This window comes from Pseudoduganella sp. S-14 (assembly GCF_049913285.1).
In the GTDB taxonomy this organism is placed as follows: domain Bacteria; phylum Pseudomonadota; class Gammaproteobacteria; order Burkholderiales; family Burkholderiaceae_D; genus Rugamonas.
Map to the genome: position 1 here is coordinate 2,988,596 of NZ_CP183991.1, position 15,602 is coordinate 3,004,197.

Sequence of the window (15,602 nt, forward strand, 5' to 3'; positions counted from 1 at the left end):
TGATAATCATTCTCATTTATAATTTCAAACACTTTATTGCTGACATGAAAAATGCTGACCGGTTTGCTGCGTGCGCGGCTGCGCGATATTCATCTGTATGTGTCCCTGGTTTTCGGGGCGATCTTCGTCATTGCCGGCCTGACCGGGGTGGTGATCGCCTGGACACATGAACTGGATGGGGCCCTGAATCCGGGTCTGCTGCACTCGCGCGGCGCCGAGGGCAAGGCCGATGCCGCGCCATCGCCGGCCCAGGCGCAGGCCGCGGTCGACCGCCTGGCTGCGGCGCCCGGATATGGCAAGCCGACCATGCTGATGCTGCCGTACGAGGCCGACGACGTGTACGTAGCCTGGTACCGCAAACCGAACAAGGACAAGGGCAGTTTCGATACCGATGTGTCGCGCCAGGTCATGCTGGACCGCTACACGCTGGACATTCTCGGCGAGCGCAATTACGGCGAATTCGGCCTGTCGCGCGAATTGCTGATGCCGACCCTGTTCCTCCTGCACCGCTATATGTTTGCTGGCGACGTCGGCAAGACGGTGATCGGCATCGCCGGCTTGCTGCTGACGATTACCTCGCTGCTGGGCTTTGCTCTCTGGTGGCCGAAGCACACGCTGGCCAGCCTGCGCAAGGCGCTGGCTGTGCGCGGTGCTGTTACCTCGCGCCAGTTCAATTACAGCTTCCACCGTTCGGCAGGCTTTTTCATGACACCGGTGCTGGCCGTGCTGGGCTTTACCGGCCTGGCGATGAATTTGCCGGACTGGGTGCGCCCGGTGGTCGGCGCAGTGGCCACGCTGGAGCACAACGGCAAGGTGGCCAATGGCCCGGACCAGGGCCGCAAGCCGATCAATGTCGCGGCAGCGATGGAGATTGCCCAACAGCGCGTGCCGCTGGGCCGCCTGTCGCGCGTGTCGCTCGGTTCGGCCAAGGCGCCGTATGAAATCCGGCTGCGCCAGCCCGGCGAGATCCGCGAAGGCGACGGCAGTACCCGGGTCAGCGTGGATGCCTTCAGCGGCGCTGTGCTGCGCGTGCGCGATCCACTGAATGCGGCATCGGGCGATACCTTCATGAACTGGCAATTCCCCCTGCATACCGGCGAGGCCTTCGGCATGGCTGGCCGGGTGCTGGTGTCCTTCAGCGGCCTGGCACCGCTGGCCTTCATGATCACCGGCCTGGTGTTATGGCTGGGCCGCCGCGCGATGCATCGCAAAGCGCGTGCCGCCGCTGCAAAAGCTAGCATAGAAGAAGTTAAAAAAGTTGCCAAACGGTCACAAATGCATCACACTGAAAGCTGTGAAAATGTGTGAGATTTTGTGGTCGTGGCACGATGGATGCGCTGAACCTTAATCCGGCGGTATTGCTGGAGATCATCAACTTACAAACCGATATTGCACGCCGGGGCCTGGACCTTGGGGGCGTGATGCAACTGGTCTGCCAGCGCGCCGGCGCCCTGTGCGGCGCGACAGCCGCCGTGGTGGAACTGGCTGAGGGCAATGACATGGTGTACCGCGCCGCGGCCGGCGTCGCCGAAGGTGCGCTCGGCTTGCGGCTGAAACGCGAAGGCAGCCTGTCCGGCCTGTGCGTGGCGCAGGACAGGATCCTGCAATGCGACGATTCCGAAACCGATCCCCGCGTCGATCGAGCCGCCTGCCGCAAGGTCGGCCTGCGTTCGATGCTGGTGGTGCCCTTGCGCCACGAAGGCGAGAGCGTCGGCGTGCTCAAGGTCGGCGCGCCGCATGTCAATGCCTTCGATGCTTACCAGGCGCAGATCCTCGGCCTGCTGTCGGAACTGATCGGCGCTGCCATCTACCATGCGGTGCAATACGAGTCGAGCGACCTGTATCATCGCGCCACGCACGACGCGTTGACCAGCCTTGCGAACCGCGCCCTGTTTTACGACCGCCTGCGCCAGCAACTCGCGCAAGCCAGCCGCGCCGCCAGCAGCGTGGCCGTGGTCAACATCGACATGGATGGCCTGAAGGCGATCAACGACAACCTGGGCCATCGTGCCGGCGATGCCGCCATCCGCCAGGTGGCCGAACGCATTTCGCGCGAGCTGCGGCAGGAAGACCTGGCGGCGCGCCTGGGCGGGGACGAATTCGGCATCATCCTGGGCGGCGTGCGCGACCGCGATGGCGTCGGCAACAAGTGCGACAGCATCACCAACGCGATCGGCGCGCCGTTTGAATTTGAAGGCCGCGCCTTGCGCCTGGGAGCCAGCATCGGCTACGCCATCAGCCCGGAAGACGGGCAGGATATGGACCGACTGATGGAGCTGGCCGACCAGGCCATGTACCGCGTCAAGCACGCACGCAAAGTCGTTGCCGCTTAGTATCGTCCGACATTGCCCAGGCTAGCCCGCTAGTATTTCCTTCATCTCCCCGAACATAGCGAGGGCATGATGAAGCGCTGCCTATGGTTAGCGGCCTTGCTGCCGCACGCGGTCATGGCGCAGGAAGCACCAGCGCCGGCGCCTGCACTTACCACTACCGTTACTTTTGCCAGCCAATATGTTTCACGCGGCATCCGGCAAACGTGGGACAAGCCGGCCTTGCAAATTGGCGTCGATTATGTCCATCCCAGCGGCTTCGTCGCCGGTACCTGGGCCTCGAATGTCAGCGATAAGTTTATTGAAGATGCAAAGGTCGAATGGGACCTGTACGCTGGCTATTCAGTTGCCAAGGGTGATATCGGCTACAGCCTGATCCTCTATGAGTACCTGTACCCGGGAGCCAGGGTCAGCGCCACCGATACCACCTTTAACTATACCGAGCTGTCGCTGGGCCTGACGTACAAATCTGCCTACGTCAAATACAACTACACGGTCAGCCCGCATTTCTTCGGCATCACGCACGGGCGCGGCACGCGCTACCTCGATATCGGCCTGAACCAGGACCTGGGCAACGGCTATACGCTCAACCTGCATGCCGGCGATGCGCGCGTCGGCGGAGCCGGCAACGATATCTGGGACTGGCGCGATGCCAAGGCCGGGGTGACCAAGGCGCTGGAAGGGGGCTGGTCGGTTGCTGCCGCCGTCACGCGCGGCTGGGGCGCCACCAATGTTTACCGCGAATACACCAGCGGCGTGCCCGATGCCAATGGCCAACTGGCCTTTTCGAATACTGAGAAAGCCACATTTATCCTGACTGTCGCCAAGACCTTCTGAGGAGCGTCACATGTTGTCGAACCTCTCGCTGAATGCCAAGATCAATGTCACGGCCACGACCTTGGTGGTGCTCAGCCTTGCCATTACCGCCGCAGTGACCGGGTACGAGGCCAGCCGCACGGCCGAACGCGATGCGATGAACCTGGCGCGTACCCAGGCCGCAGCGGCTGCGTCAGCCCTGCAGTCGCGCATCGTGCGCAACCTGGCGACTGTCATTCAGCTTGGCGCGACCCAGCGTGCCACGCGCGGCGCAAACCTGCCGCTGTCGCGTGAACAAACCGGTGAAATTACCAAGACTGTGGTGCTGGGTTCGGAAGACTTGATTGGCGCCGCCGTCACCTGGGAAACGAATGCGCTGGACAGCAAGGATGCCGAATACGCCGACAAGAAGCCTGAGTTCGACGCCAGCGGGCGCTACATGCCTTATTACACCAAGGCATCCGGAGGCGGCACCAACGTGGAGCCGATCGTGTTCGATCCCAAACCGGGGGCCAACGACTGGTACGACATACCCAAGCGTACCGGCAAGGTGTTCTTCACCGAACCGTATTCCTATCCGGTGAATGGCAAGGACGTGCTGATGGCGTCATTGGTGGCCCCGATCATGATCGGCGGCGATTTCCGCGGCACGGCCAGCGCCGACTTCATGCTGACGCGATTGGGTGAAATCCTCAAAGGCCTGAAGTCGATCGAAGGCGGGCGTCTGTCGCTGGTGTCGAACGGCGGCCTGTATGCCAGCAGTCCCAGCGAAGCCTTGATCGGCAAGGCAGCCTCCGACATCCCGAAGCAAGGACTGGAAGCGATCCGTACCGGCCAGCCTTATGAGTATGCCGACAAGGGAGACATGGTGCACCTGATTCAACCGTTGACGCTGCACCCCGATATCGCGCCGTGGGCGGTGAAGATGAGCTTCCCGCATGCGGTGGCAACTGCGCCGGCGCGCGAACTGCTGAAGTACACTCTGCTGGTTTCGCTGGTCTGCGCAGCGGCAATGGGGCTTATCCTGGTGACGGTGCTGTTCCGGCTGATGCGCCCAGTGCGGGAGCTGGCCGACGCGATGACTGGCCTGGCCAGCGGCAATGCCGACCTGGGCGCGCGGCTGGAGGTACGCGGCAATGATGAACTGGCCATCATTGGCAGCGGCTTCAATACTTTCGTGGCCAAGATCCATTCGGTGCTGGCGCGGGTGCGTGAATCGTCGGAGAGCGTGGCCACGGCCAGCACGGAAATCCGGCAGGGCAATACCGACCTGTCCTCGCGCACCGAGCAGCAAGCCAGTGCGCTGGAGGAGACTGCCGCCACGATGGAGCAGTTGACCAGCACCGTGCGCCAGAACGCGGACAATGCGCACCAGGCCAACCAGCTCGCTGCGCAGGCGTCGCAGGTGGCTGTCCGCGGCGGCCAGGTGGTGTCGCAGGTGGTCGACACCATGGCCTCGATCAACAACTCCTCGCGCAAGGTGGTGGACATCATTTCCGTGATCGACGGCATCGCGTTCCAGACCAATATCCTCGCCCTCAACGCCGCGGTGGAGGCGGCGCGTGCCGGCGAGCAGGGACGCGGCTTTGCGGTGGTGGCCAGCGAGGTGCGCAACCTGGCGCAGCGCAGCGCCGCTGCGGCGAAGGAGATCAAGGAGCTGATCGGCAGCTCGGTGGGCGAGGTGGAGGCGGGCAGTGCGCTGGTGGCGCAAGCCGGCACCACGATGGACGAGGTGGTGGCCAGCGTGCGGCGCGTCAGTGAAATTGTCCACGAGATCAGCGCGGCCAGCGGGGAACAGAGTAACGGCATCGGCCAGGTCAACCAGGCCATCAGCCAGATGGATGGGGTGACGCAGCAGAACGCCGCCCTGGTCGAGCAGGCGGCCGCCGCGGCGGAAAGCCTGCAGCAACAGGCGGCAACGCTGGTGGCCCTGGTCGGCGAGTTCCGCATGGAGCAAGCTGTGCGCGCCCCAGGCCGGGTGAGTGCTAGTCTGGCCCTTTCCGAAAGGAGGCCATCATGACCCAGCAACAGTACCAGAGCTGCATCGAAGCCTGCAATGATTGCGCCGCTGCCTGCGACCACTGCGCCGCCAGCTGCCTGCAGGAGCAGGACGTGGCCAGCCTGGCCTATTGCATTGCCACCGATATCGACTGCGCCCAGGTGTGCCGCGTGTGCGTTGGCCTGATGCAGCGCGGCAGCAAGCTCGCTTCAAGCCTGTGCGAAGCGTGCGCCGAGATTTGCGATGCCTGCGCTGACGAGTGCGAACAGCACACGCATGAACATTGCAAGGATTGCGCGGCCGCTTGCCGCCGCTGCGCCAGCGAGTGCCGCAGCATGGCCGGCATGGCGCAATCGCAGGTGCGGCCGGCGGCTATTCCGCCGCGCCATTGATCAGAATCGGCTGGAAGGCCAGCTCTTCTTCTCGCCCTTGTCGGCCTTGGCAGGCGCTGCAAAATCGCGTACCGACAAGATGCGCTCGGCGCCGACTGTATTGACGGCAAAGCCGTTGCGGCCGGCGGCCTTGACGCAATACAGCGCCTGGTCGGCGGCCAGCATCACCTTGTCGACGTCGGCCGGCAGCTCGGTGGTGAGGGCAATGCCGATGCTGGCGGTGACGTTCAGCGGCCGGCCGTTAACCGCGAACGGGGCCTGCATGGCCGCCACGATTTTCTGCCCCAGCAGGTTGACGTCGTGGCCGGCCTCCAGGTGTTCGAACACGATCACGAATTCATCGCCGGCGATGCGCGCCACGGTATCGGTGCTGCGCACGGCATTGCGCAGGCGGTCGGCGAACTGCACCAGCACGGCGTCGCCGGCCTGGTGGCCGAAGTTATCGTTGATGCCCTTGAAGTAGTCGATATCGAGCACGGCCAGGCCGATCTGCTGGCCGGCGCGAATGGCGCGTTTCAGCGCCTGCGGGAAGAATTCGTCGAACATGCGGCGGTTGTGCGCGCCCGTCAGCGGATCGGTAGTGGCCAGGCGCTGCAGGTTGCGCTCGGCCATCTGCTGCTGGCGCGCAACCTGGTAAAAGGCGCGGCTCAGGTGGCCGAATTCATCGGGCTTGCCGGAGTTGAATTGTTCGATATCGATGCTGCCGCGGCCGAAGGCGCGCACCTGGCCATACAGCTTGTACAGCGGCGACAGCAGGGCGCGCATCAGCAGCCATGCCGCCAGGCCAGCCACCAGGGCCACCACCGAGGCGGCCAGCAGGGCGCGCCAGCGCAGGCTGGCCATGGAGGCGAAAGCATCGCGGACAGGGAAGGAGACGGCAATCGTCCAGTCAGCCTTTTTCAGGCGCTTGTGCGCCAGCAGCACCGGCTTGCCATCATCGGCGGCGTCTTCCCGCCAGCCATCCGCATCGGTCAACACGACCTGGCCAAGCGTGCCCGGCCCGGCCGCCGGGGTCAGCACGCGGTTCTGGTCGGGATGGTAGAGCATCGTGCCGTCCGCGGTCAGGATGAACAGGTAGCCTTCGGCCTTGCCGCGCAGGGCGTTCAGCTGGCCGGCAAAGGCAGGACGCTGCAGGTCGATGGTACCCACCAGAACGTAGTCGAGATTGCCATCGCGGCGGAATACCGGTTGCGTGATTGCCAGCACCGGTCGGCCGGACAGCACGCTGCGGAACGGCGCCGAAACGATGCCTTCCTGGGCGGCGATGGTGTCGCGGAAGTACTGGCGGTTTTTGCTATTGAGTTTGCCAATCATGCGGCGGTCTTGCAGGTTGGCCACCAGCTTGCCGTCGGGATCGTAGGCCGTGACGTTGAAGAACTCGTCGCGCAGCGCGCCGCGCAGCTCGAGCTGCGCCTGGACCTTGGCCGGCGCGATTGGCTCGGCCTGCAAGCTCTCGGCCAGCACGCGTAAAACTTGCTGTTTGGAAGTTATGTCGCGGTCGAGGTAGGCCGCGGCACTCGACAGCATGGACATCTCCTGCGCGGCAATAACCTTGCGCATCTCATGCTCCGCCACCAGCAAGGAAACGCCGGCAACCAGGGCAGTGGCGACCATGACCATCAGCACCAGCAGGGCTGAAATCTTGAACTTGAACGACTGGACTCTAGGAATTTGGCGCACAACCATCTCCTGATAGGAGAACATGCCAGGCGAGGGTTTGGCCAGGAGGAAACGTTGCGCGGGTATAAGGCGCAGGCGAAGTATAAATCAAATAAAGACGTCCCAGCTACCGGACTGCACGCCCCGTTGTCACAAGGCAACTCAACAGTAGCAAGCCAAAAGGCGGGGTCAGATACCGTCTTGGACGGCAAGCCTTTTTTCCATGTATTTCGGGTCAAAGGGCTTGCCTGACTTAACTACCCCGTAAATCAAGTGCACTAACTTGCGCATAATTGCGCCGGCGACGGCCATTTTGGAGAGGCCGTTGGCCTCTAAACGTTGGCCAAACTGCTTCAGGATAGGGTTGTGACGTTTTGCAACGAGGCTTGGCAGGAATAAAGCTGCTCGCAGGTGTTTGTTCCCCATACGAGTCATCATTGTCCGGCCTCGTATTGAGGTTCCGGATTGTCGTTGCCTGGGTGTGACCCCGATGAACGCTGCAAGCGCCTTCGCATTTCCGAAGCGCCGAACATCCCCCACGTGGCCTAAGACCTTTACCGCTGTCGTACGGCCTAGCCCGGGAATGCTTTCAATGAGCTCTGCATCCTGTTTAAGCCCTGGATGGCGGTCAATGTGATCGTCGATATCCCGTGCTATTTGCGCAATTTGCGCATCCAGCCATTTGATATGAGCCTGGACATGAGGGATAACATCCTGTTGTTTGGCTGTTTCATGCGCTTCTAAACGATTCAACTCCTGCTGGCGCATATCTTGAAGTGCAGTCAGCCTGTTGCCCCAGGCCCGTAACTGGCGCTGTTCACGTGATGGCGCATCCCAAGATGGCGGCGCCATCGCTGCACAGTAGCGAGCAATTAATCCAGCATCAACTTGGTCGTTCTTGTTGCGGATATTCTCGCTGCTGCCAAAACTTTTGATGCAGTTCGGATTGACCAAGCTGACTTTAATCCCTTTGTCAAACCAATACAGGGCGATAGGTTCGCTATAGACGCCTGTCGACTCAAGGCAAATATGGGTTTCCAGCAGAGAAATCTTCTGCTTGTTCAGCCAGACTTCCAGCTCTGCGAATCCTTCTTGGGAGTTCGGAACTGCTTTCGCCTTGACTTTGCCATCAACTAGCAAGGCTACATCCAACTTACGCTTGCTGACATCAATCCCTACGACCGGCGTATTCATCTCGTCCACCTTTCTCGTATGCAGGCTTACCCAAGGGGCGACCTAAGATACCGTCCGGCGTCCAGATGAACAAGTGGGCAAGGTCACCTATCTGACCCACAAGCTCAATGGCTTCCACTCTGTTCGGTGAGACCTTGCCCCGCCGCCTTCAGAATCCTAATATCTTCTTCCAAAGGTGCAGATTCAATATACGAGGTCTGGCAATCCGCCATTCCCTGAACGCTCGTGCGCTTTTTGTCCGATTGCCAGACCTGACCCCGACATTCATATGTTAACATCGCGGGCTTGACAGAATGGCCGGAGATTCTTGTGCAGCATCCGATTCGCTTCTACGACAAACCCGCTGGCGGCCTTGGCTCGCTGCACGGCACCGCCAAGGCATTGCGCAGCAACAGCCCGCTGCCGGCGTTGAAAGTACTGCCGCGATTGAACCAGCCGGGCGGGGTGGATTGCCCGGGTTGCGCCTATCCGGATTCGCCCAAGGACAAGGCAGTTGATTTCTGCGAACAGGGCGCGTGGGCGATTGCGCATGAATCAACGGCACGCCGCGCCACGCCGGAATTCTTTGCGGCCAATCCCGTGGCGGCGCTGCGTAGCCGCGCCGAGTGGGAGCTGGAGGGCTTTGGCCGCCTGACCGCGCCCATGCTGTACGACCGCGCCAGCGATACCTACCGCGAGATCGAGTGGGATGATGCGTTCAAGCTCGCTGCGGGCGCGCTGCGTGCGCTCGATGCGCCGGGCCGCGCCGTGTTCTATGCATCTGGCCGCAGCAGCAATGAGGCGGCGTTCCCCTATCAATTGTTTGCGCGCGCGTTCGGCACCAATAACATGCCCGACTCGTCCAACTACTGCCACGAGTCGTCCGGCATGGCGCTGGGCACGACGCTGGGCGTGGGCAAGTCCACCGTCACGCGCGAGGACTTCGAACATGCGGAGGCGATCTTCGTATTCGGCCAGAACCCTGCCACCAACCATCCGCGCATGCTGGGCGACTTGCGCGAAGCTTCGCTGCGCGGATGCCGCATTGCTGCCTTTAACCCGATGCTGGAGCCGGGCTTGCGCGGTTTCGCCGACCCGCAATCGCCGCTCGAAACCCTGACCGGGCGCGGCACCCGCATCGCCAGCGAGTATTTCCAGGTGCGCGTGGGCGGCGACCTGGCGGCCATTACCGGCATGTGCAAGGCCGTGCTGGAGGCGGAGGATGCGGGCGGCAAGGTGCTGGACCGCGACTTCATCGCGCGCCACACCAGCGGTTTCGAAGGATTCGCGGCCGCCGTGCGCGCGCAGTCGTGGCCCCAGGTGGAGCACGATAGCGGCCTGCCGCGCGAGCAGATTGAAAAGGCGGCGGCAATCTATATCGCCTCCAGGGCCACCATCGCCACCTGGTGCATGGGCCTGACCCAGCATGAGCATGCGGTCGAGACGATCCAGATGCTGGTCAACCTGATGCTCCTGCGCGGCAATGTGGGCAAGCCGGGCGCGGGCCTGATGCCGGTGCGCGGCCACTCGAACGTGCAGGGCGACCGCACCGTGGGCGTGACCAACCGGCCAAAGAAGGAATGGCTGGAGGGCCTGCAACGTGTGTTCGGCTTTACGCCGCCGGCCGAGCATGGCCTCGACGCGGTAGCGGCCATCAAGGGCATCATGGACGGTTCGGTGCATGCCTTCCTTGGCCTGGGCGGCAATTTTGCCGTGGCCGGGCCGGATACGCCGCGCGTGCTGCAGGCGATGGAGCGATTGCAGTTGACGGTGCATATCGCGACCAAGCTGAATCGCACCCACCTGCATCCGGGACAGATCGGCTTGCTGCTGCCTTGCCTGAGCCGCACCGAGCGCGACGAGCAGCAAGGCGCCCGCCAGTTCGTCAGCGTGGAAGACACGGCCAGCATGGTGCACGCGTCGGCAGGGCGCAGCGACCCGGCCAGCGCCAAGCTGCGTTCGGAGCCGCATATCGTCACCGAGCTGGCGCGCCACACGCTGGCGGCAGGCACGCCGCCGACGCCCGCGATCGACTGGCAGGCCATGGGCAGCGATTACCGCGTGACGCGTTCGCTGATCGAGCAGGTCGCCAGCACCGCCGTGGCGGGCTTTGAGAAGTACAACGACCGCATAGCGCAGCCGCGCGGCTTCCACCTGCCGAACAGCGCGCGCAACCGCGAGTGGAAGACTGCCAGCGGCAAGGCGCAATTTACCGCTATCGCGCTGCCGCAGGACACCATCATGGGCCGTGCCCGCGCATCCTTTGGCGAAGAGGTGCTTTGCCTGGCCACCGTGCGCGCGCACCGGCAGTACAACACCACCGTCTATCGCGACACCACGGGCGAGGTGGACCGCTACCGCGGCGTGCACCATACGCGCAAGGTGCTGTTCATTTCCGCTGCGACGATGGCGCGCCTCGGCCTGCGCGACGGCCAGCTGGTGGACGTGCACGCGGCATCCCCGGACGGCATCGCGCGCAAATGCAGCGGCTACCAGCTGGTGCAGCATGACGTGCCCGATGGCGACGTGTTCGGCTATTTCCCCGAATTGACGCCGCTGGTTTCCCCTGAGTTGGTGGCGCGCGGTTCGGCCACGCCGGCCTTCAAGGAAGTGCCGGTCCTGCTCAGGCCCGCGGAATAATCGGTTCTTCGTGGTGCATCGGCGCATCCAGCGGAATCGTGATGCGGAAGGTGGTGCCCACGCCGGGCATGCTGTCGACGTGGATCTTGCCGCCCAGGATGGTGGTGACGATATTGTGCACGATGTTCAGGCCCAGTCCTGAACTGCCTTCGCTCATGCGGGTGGTGAAGAAGGGATCGAAGATGCGATTGAGGTGGCCGGACGCAATGCCGGCGCCGTCGTCGCTGATGACGATCTCGGCCTGATCGCCGCAAGGCACCGGCACGGTGATCGACAAGCGGCCGTGATCGCGATTGTGGAAGCCGTGCATGATGGCGTTGTTCACCAGGGCTGCCAATACCTGGCCCAGCGGGCCGGGGTAGCTGTCCATCGCCACCAGGGCAGCAACGTCCACCGTGATTTGGTAGGGCGTCTTGCGCAGCACCGGCGACAAGGTGTTCATGTTCTCCTGGATGACGGCGCCAAGGTCGAACTTGCGGCGCTGGGAACTGGTGCGGTCCACTGCCACCTGCTTGAAGCTCGATACCAGGCTGGCCGCGCGCTCGATGTTGCGCGTCAGGAGCAGGCCGATGCCGTCGGCTTCGTCGAGGAACTGCTGCATGTCCGAGCGCCGCAGGCCGCCCTCGAAACGCCGGCCCAGCGCATCGATCTTGTCGTGCAGGGTGCTGGCGGCAACCAGGCTGTTGCCGATCGGCGTGTTGAGTTCATGTGCAATGCCGGCCACCATCGAACCCAGGGCCGCCAGCCGCTCGCTGCGCGCCAGTTCGTCCTGCGCATGCCGCGCCGCTTCGGTGCGTTCGGCCACGCGCCGTTCCAGTGATTCGTTGAGAACGGCCAGTTCTTCATACAGCACGGCCCTCTCCGACAGCCCGGTCAGGATGTTCTCGCGCATTTCGTTGATCTTGTTGGCCAGCAGGTCCAGCTCCGTGTTGCCTCCATGTTGCAGCTGCAGCGGCGTGCTGCCAAGATTGTCGATGTTCAGGTGGCCGACATAATCGCTCAGTTGCTGCAGCGGCTTGCCCAGCCAGTGCCGTACCACCAGCACGAAGATGAACCACAGCGCGAGGGTCTTGATCACTGAATTCACCAGGATCAGGAAGAAGCCGTATTCGACCTGGCCCAGGATGATGCGCCGGTTGGAATAGACCGTCCACTTGCCGATTTCCTGCGGCGTGCCGTTTTCAAGCGTGTACGAAATCGGGAATTCGCGGCTGAAGATCTGGCCGAACAGGCCGTCGTTGCCCTGCGGCGGCGCCAGACGGCCATCGGGCTGGGCTTGCATATGCCTGCCGTCTTCATCGAGCACGGTGCCGACCGCGCGTACCAGTTTGCCCTGGTCGTCGACGACCTTGATCCCCACCACGATCGGCAGCTCTTTCATGCCGGCCAGGATGCCGCGCATGATGTCATCGTTAAAGCGCCACATGGCGTCGGCGATGCCGGGGCCGAAGGTGTGCTGCATGGCTTCGATTTCGCTCTCGACGCGGGTACGGGTGTGCCGGTACTCCGCGGTGAGCTGGATAAGGGTCACCACCACCGTCACGATGAAGTAGCAGCCAAAGATGATGCGCAACAGGCGCGCGGCGATCGAGCGGGTCATTTGAACCACCGGTCCTCGGCTTGCTGGTAACGGGGCTGCTGGGCACGGTTCATGACGATTCACGCCGTAGGGGAGACGGGCTTCATCCCGGCAAGTATAAACTTTGCATTCACTTGCGTTTCACTATTTGAAACCATTGTTGTAGCAAAACCATATCGCTTTATGTCAAAAATGTAATCCAGCTTAAGGAAATTTCATCGTACAATGTGAAGTTTTTTCAATATTAGAAAGCAATCAGGATTGCCGTGTCGACAGTTGTCAGCTACTTCCAGGCCCGCCTCGGGGCCGAATTCTCCATCGCCGGTACCGCGCTGACGCTGACCCTGTCGGACGTCGCGCCATCGGCCCATCCGCAGGTGTTTTCGCTGACTTTCCAAGGTCCTGCCGAAGCGGAGATCTCGCAGCAGACAGTAGTCCTCGAACGGCCCGGCGATGCGGCGCAGGCGCTGTTCATCGTGCCGGCTGGCCGCGATGGCAGCCGTGTGCAATACCACGCCACATTTAACAATTAATCCACCAGGAGTTCTTATGGCAGAGCCATACCTGAGCGAGATCAGGCTCGTCTCATTTAACTATGCGCCCAAAGGGTGGGCGAAGTGCGATGGGCAATTGTTGCCAATCAATCAAAACCAGGCCCTGTTCTCCCTGCTGGGGACCACCTATGGCGGCGACGGCCGGGTCTACTTCGCGCTGCCGGACCTGCGCGGCCGGATGCCGGTGCATGACGGCGACATCATGATGCGCGGCGAGGCGGGAGGCGAGTTTGCGCATACGCTGACCCAGGCCGAGCTGCCCGCCCACAGCCATCGCCTGAACGCCAGTACGGCCCTGGCCAACAGCAGCGATCCGAATGGCGCGCTTTTGGCGCGCAAGGGCCGCCTGAGTGCGGATGTCTTCAACGGCAGCCCCAATGTCGGCCTGGTACCGACCCAGGTGTCGAGCATCGGCGGCTCGCAGGCGCACGAGAACACGCAACCCTACCTGGCGCTGAATTTCATCATTGCGCTGCAGGGCGTATTTCCTTCATCTACTTAATCGGAGGCGATCATGTCTGATCCCTATGTCGGCGAAATTCGCCTGTTTGCCGGTAATTTCGCGCCGGCTGGCTGGGCCTTCTGCGACGGCCAGCTGATGGCTATTTCTGACAACGCGACGCTGTTCCAGCTGATCGGCACCACGTATGGCGGCGACGGCCAGAGCACTTTTGCATTGCCGGACATGCAGGGGCGGGTGCCGGTGCACAACGGCACGCTGGCGGGCCGCAGCATCCAGATCGGCGAGAAGAGCGGCGCCGAGTCGGTGACCCTGACCGTGCAGCAGATCCCGAACCATACGCACACCATCGTCGGCAGCAGCGAGCGCGGCAGCGGGGCCTACACCAATTTTACCGGCTTCCCGGCCGCGACCGTGACGAGCGCCTCGGCCATCTACGGCCGTTCCGACAACAATGTGCAGCCCATGGCCGCCAACGCAATCACGCCGGCTGGCGCTTCGCAGCCGCACGACAACATGGCGCCGTACCTGGGCCTGCATTTCATCATTTCGTTGTACGGGGTCTTCCCGAACCCTAACTGAGGAGCTTCCGATGACTTCAGCATTCGTAGCAGAAATCCGCATGTTCCCCGGCGCTGTCGTGCCGCAGGGCTGGGCCAGGTGCGACGGCCAGATGATGTCCATCGCGCAGAACACGGCGCTGTTTTCCCTGCTGGGCACGACGTACGGCGGCGACGGCAAGAGCACCTTCGCCTTGCCCGACCTGAACGGGCGCACGCCGCTGCATCCGGGCCAGGGCGCTGGCCTGTCGCCGCGCTACCTTGGCGAAAGCGGCGGCAGTGCATACGTCACCCTGCAGGAAACCGAAGTGCCGGCGCATAGCCACAATTTGCAGGCGACCACGGTGGCGGCCGACCAGATGGCGCCTGGCCCTTCCAGCGGCTTCGCCAAATCGGCGCTATCAAACCAGGTGTACAGCAAGACCACCAGCGGCATGCAGCCGATGCGCCCGGATGTCCTGGCCACGGCCGGCAGCAGCCAGCCGCATAACAATTGCCAGCCTTACCTGGGCCTGGCGTTCTGTATCGCGTTGCAGGGCGTGTTCCCGCCGCGTCCGTGATGAACGTGACGTTGCGCCCCGAGTCGGGCGGCGACCACGAGTTCCTGCGCGGGCTGTTCGGCGCAGTGCGGTTGCGCGAGTTACCTGGCCTGCCGCAGCCGATGCTGCAGGCCTTGCTCGACATGCAGTTCGTCGCGCAGCGGCACTCCTACCTGCAAGACTTTCCTGGCGCCCGCTGCGACATCGTTGAATGCGAAGGCGCCGCGGTCGGCCGGATGGTGGTGGCGCAGTCGGGCGGGGCGCTTTGGCTGGTCGACATTGCACTGTTGCCGGCATGCTGCGGACGCGGCATCGGCAGCGTGCTGCTGCGCGGCCTGCAGCGGGAAGCCTGCGGCGCGGGACTGCCGCTGCGCCTGCACGTAGCACTGAATAATCGGGCCGGGACGCTGTATAGGCGCCTCGGCTTCAAGGAAACTGGAATGTCCGGCATGCACCGGACCATGGAATGGGAGAACAATGATGACTGATCGAGTGACTTCCCGGCGCACCCTGTTGAAGGCGGGCGGCGGATCCTTGCTGGTGGCGGGCCTTGGCCTGGGCGCACCGGCCGTGCGCGCGCAAGAGGGCGGCAGCGGCTTTGCCTGGCGCCGCGGCGCCGCGGAAAGCCTGGTGGGCCGGCAGTTCTGGCTGAACCATCCGGAGTACCGCGCGCTGCCCATCATGGCGGAGGCGGTTGTGAGCGCCAGGCTCGCACCGGAAGGCGCGGAAGCCAGGCAATTTACGCTGGTGTTCTCTGCAGCCGCCCAGCCGGCCATCAAGGCTGGCAGCTATGAAATCGAAAATGAAGCGACAGGCCGCCAGCTGGTGTTCCTGCAGCCGGCGGCGCGCCAGGGCGCCCGCGTGACGCTGCGCGCCGACTTCAACCTGCACGTTTAAGGAA

15 protein-coding genes are annotated in these 15,602 nt (G+C 63.1%); 12 read left to right on the plus strand and 3 right to left on the minus strand.

From position 1 onward, the window contains the following. The first annotated feature begins 51 nt into the window (after window positions 1–51). From ACN9MZ_RS13740 to ACN9MZ_RS13760, 5 genes are all read left to right on the plus strand, one after another. A complete protein-coding gene (locus ACN9MZ_RS13740) occupies window positions 52–1,308 on the plus strand; it encodes a PepSY-associated TM helix domain-containing protein (RefSeq protein ID WP_426342650.1) in 1,257 nt (418 codons plus the stop codon). 20 nt (window positions 1,309–1,328) lie between these two features. After that, window positions 1,329–2,333 carry a diguanylate cyclase domain-containing protein gene (locus ACN9MZ_RS13745; protein WP_426342651.1) on the plus strand — a complete coding sequence of 335 codons (1,005 nt, stop codon included), beginning with the start codon at window positions 1,329–1,331 and terminating at the stop codon, window positions 2,331–2,333. A 66-nt stretch (window positions 2,334–2,399) separates the two neighbouring features. After that, complete coding sequence (locus tag ACN9MZ_RS13750) at window positions 2,400–3,167, plus strand: TorF family putative porin (protein WP_426342652.1); 768 nt, start codon at window positions 2,400–2,402, stop codon at window positions 3,165–3,167. A gap of 10 nt (window positions 3,168–3,177) precedes the next feature. Further along, window positions 3,178–5,166 (plus strand): methyl-accepting chemotaxis protein, encoded by a 1,989-nt coding sequence (locus ACN9MZ_RS13755; RefSeq protein ID WP_426342653.1) that lies wholly within the window; start codon window positions 3,178–3,180, stop codon window positions 5,164–5,166. Continuing rightward, entirely contained in the window at window positions 5,163–5,537 is a 375-nt protein-coding gene (locus tag ACN9MZ_RS13760; RefSeq protein WP_426342654.1) for a four-helix bundle copper-binding protein, read from the plus strand. The genes ACN9MZ_RS13755 and ACN9MZ_RS13760 overlap by 4 nt, the downstream gene beginning before the upstream one ends. Here the strand turns inward: ACN9MZ_RS13760 and ACN9MZ_RS13765 are convergent, their stop codons facing one another. Together ACN9MZ_RS13765 and ACN9MZ_RS13770 are read right to left on the minus strand one after the other, a co-directional pair. Continuing rightward, window positions 5,538–7,217 carry a sensor domain-containing diguanylate cyclase gene (locus tag ACN9MZ_RS13765; protein ID WP_426342655.1) on the minus strand — a complete coding sequence of 560 codons (1,680 nt, stop codon included), beginning with the start codon at window positions 7,215–7,217 and terminating at the stop codon, window positions 5,538–5,540. It lies immediately after the preceding gene. Between the two features lie 168 nt (window positions 7,218–7,385). Continuing rightward, window positions 7,386–8,390, minus strand: a complete 1,005-nt coding sequence (locus ACN9MZ_RS13770; protein WP_426338545.1) for an IS110 family transposase — start codon at window positions 8,388–8,390, stop codon at window positions 7,386–7,388. 309 nt (window positions 8,391–8,699) lie between these two features. Here ACN9MZ_RS13770 and ACN9MZ_RS13775 point away from each other — a divergent pair, with 309 nt between their 5' ends. Further along, window positions 8,700–11,009, plus strand: coding sequence for an FdhF/YdeP family oxidoreductase (locus tag ACN9MZ_RS13775; RefSeq protein WP_426342656.1), 2,310 nt, complete (start codon window positions 8,700–8,702; stop codon window positions 11,007–11,009). On the opposite strand, the gene ACN9MZ_RS13780 is transcribed toward ACN9MZ_RS13775, so the two are convergent. Then, on the minus strand, window positions 10,993–12,609 hold the full coding sequence (locus tag ACN9MZ_RS13780; RefSeq protein WP_426342657.1) for a sensor histidine kinase: 1,617 nt from the start codon (window positions 12,607–12,609) through the stop codon (window positions 10,993–10,995). The two genes, ACN9MZ_RS13775 and ACN9MZ_RS13780, sit on opposite strands and share 17 nt — an antisense overlap. Window positions 12,610–12,854: 245 nt before the next feature. Between ACN9MZ_RS13780 and ACN9MZ_RS13785 the strand changes: the two genes are divergently transcribed. From ACN9MZ_RS13785 to ACN9MZ_RS13810, 6 genes are read left to right on the plus strand one after another with little or no spacing between them, the layout of a single operon-like run. After that, window positions 12,855–13,121 carry a DUF6916 family protein gene (locus ACN9MZ_RS13785; protein ID WP_426342658.1) on the plus strand — a complete coding sequence of 89 codons (267 nt, stop codon included), beginning with the start codon at window positions 12,855–12,857 and terminating at the stop codon, window positions 13,119–13,121. Between the two features lie 16 nt (window positions 13,122–13,137). Then, window positions 13,138–13,644, plus strand: a complete 507-nt coding sequence (locus ACN9MZ_RS13790) for a phage tail protein (protein ID WP_426342659.1) — start codon at window positions 13,138–13,140, stop codon at window positions 13,642–13,644. 12 nt (window positions 13,645–13,656) lie between these two features. Then, a complete protein-coding gene (locus ACN9MZ_RS13795) occupies window positions 13,657–14,184 on the plus strand; it encodes a phage tail protein (protein WP_426342660.1) in 528 nt (175 codons plus the stop codon). Between the two features lie 10 nt (window positions 14,185–14,194). Beyond that, window positions 14,195–14,722 (plus strand): phage tail protein, encoded by a 528-nt coding sequence (locus ACN9MZ_RS13800; protein ID WP_426342661.1) that lies wholly within the window; start codon window positions 14,195–14,197, stop codon window positions 14,720–14,722. Then, window positions 14,722–15,189 carry a GNAT family N-acetyltransferase gene (locus ACN9MZ_RS13805; RefSeq protein ID WP_426342662.1) on the plus strand — a complete coding sequence of 156 codons (468 nt, stop codon included), beginning with the start codon at window positions 14,722–14,724 and terminating at the stop codon, window positions 15,187–15,189. The genes ACN9MZ_RS13800 and ACN9MZ_RS13805 overlap by 1 nt, the downstream gene beginning before the upstream one ends. Further along, window positions 15,179–15,598 (plus strand): DUF6916 family protein, encoded by a 420-nt coding sequence (locus ACN9MZ_RS13810; protein ID WP_426342663.1) that lies wholly within the window; start codon window positions 15,179–15,181, stop codon window positions 15,596–15,598. Before ACN9MZ_RS13805 ends, ACN9MZ_RS13810 begins: the two co-directional genes overlap by 11 nt. The last annotated feature ends 4 nt before the right edge of the window (window positions 15,599–15,602 follow it).

What these genes read in the sequence shown, in the direction of transcription:
- ACN9MZ_RS13770 (WP_426338545.1), bottom strand. Translation starts at nt 8,390, where the DNA reads ATGAATACGCCGGTCGTAGGGATTGATGTCAGCAAGCGTAAGTTGGAT.
- ACN9MZ_RS13810 (WP_426342663.1), top strand. Translation starts at nt 15,179, where the DNA reads ATGATGACTGATCGAGTGACTTCCCGGCGCACCCTGTTGAAGGCGGGC.
- ACN9MZ_RS13805 (WP_426342662.1), top strand. Translation starts at nt 14,722, where the DNA reads ATGAACGTGACGTTGCGCCCCGAGTCGGGCGGCGACCACGAGTTCCTG.
- ACN9MZ_RS13795 (WP_426342660.1), top strand. Translation starts at nt 13,657, where the DNA reads ATGTCTGATCCCTATGTCGGCGAAATTCGCCTGTTTGCCGGTAATTTC.
- ACN9MZ_RS13745 (WP_426342651.1), top strand. Translation starts at nt 1,329, where the DNA reads ATGGATGCGCTGAACCTTAATCCGGCGGTATTGCTGGAGATCATCAAC.
- ACN9MZ_RS13790 (WP_426342659.1), top strand. Translation starts at nt 13,138, where the DNA reads ATGGCAGAGCCATACCTGAGCGAGATCAGGCTCGTCTCATTTAACTAT.
- ACN9MZ_RS13800 (WP_426342661.1), top strand. Translation starts at nt 14,195, where the DNA reads ATGACTTCAGCATTCGTAGCAGAAATCCGCATGTTCCCCGGCGCTGTC.
- ACN9MZ_RS13760 (WP_426342654.1), top strand. Translation starts at nt 5,163, where the DNA reads ATGACCCAGCAACAGTACCAGAGCTGCATCGAAGCCTGCAATGATTGC.
- ACN9MZ_RS13750 (WP_426342652.1), top strand. Translation starts at nt 2,400, where the DNA reads ATGATGAAGCGCTGCCTATGGTTAGCGGCCTTGCTGCCGCACGCGGTC.
- ACN9MZ_RS13780 (WP_426342657.1), bottom strand. Translation starts at nt 12,609, where the DNA reads ATGACCCGCTCGATCGCCGCGCGCCTGTTGCGCATCATCTTTGGCTGC.
- ACN9MZ_RS13755 (WP_426342653.1), top strand. Translation starts at nt 3,178, where the DNA reads ATGTTGTCGAACCTCTCGCTGAATGCCAAGATCAATGTCACGGCCACG.
- ACN9MZ_RS13740 (WP_426342650.1), top strand. Translation starts at nt 52, where the DNA reads ATGCTGACCGGTTTGCTGCGTGCGCGGCTGCGCGATATTCATCTGTAT.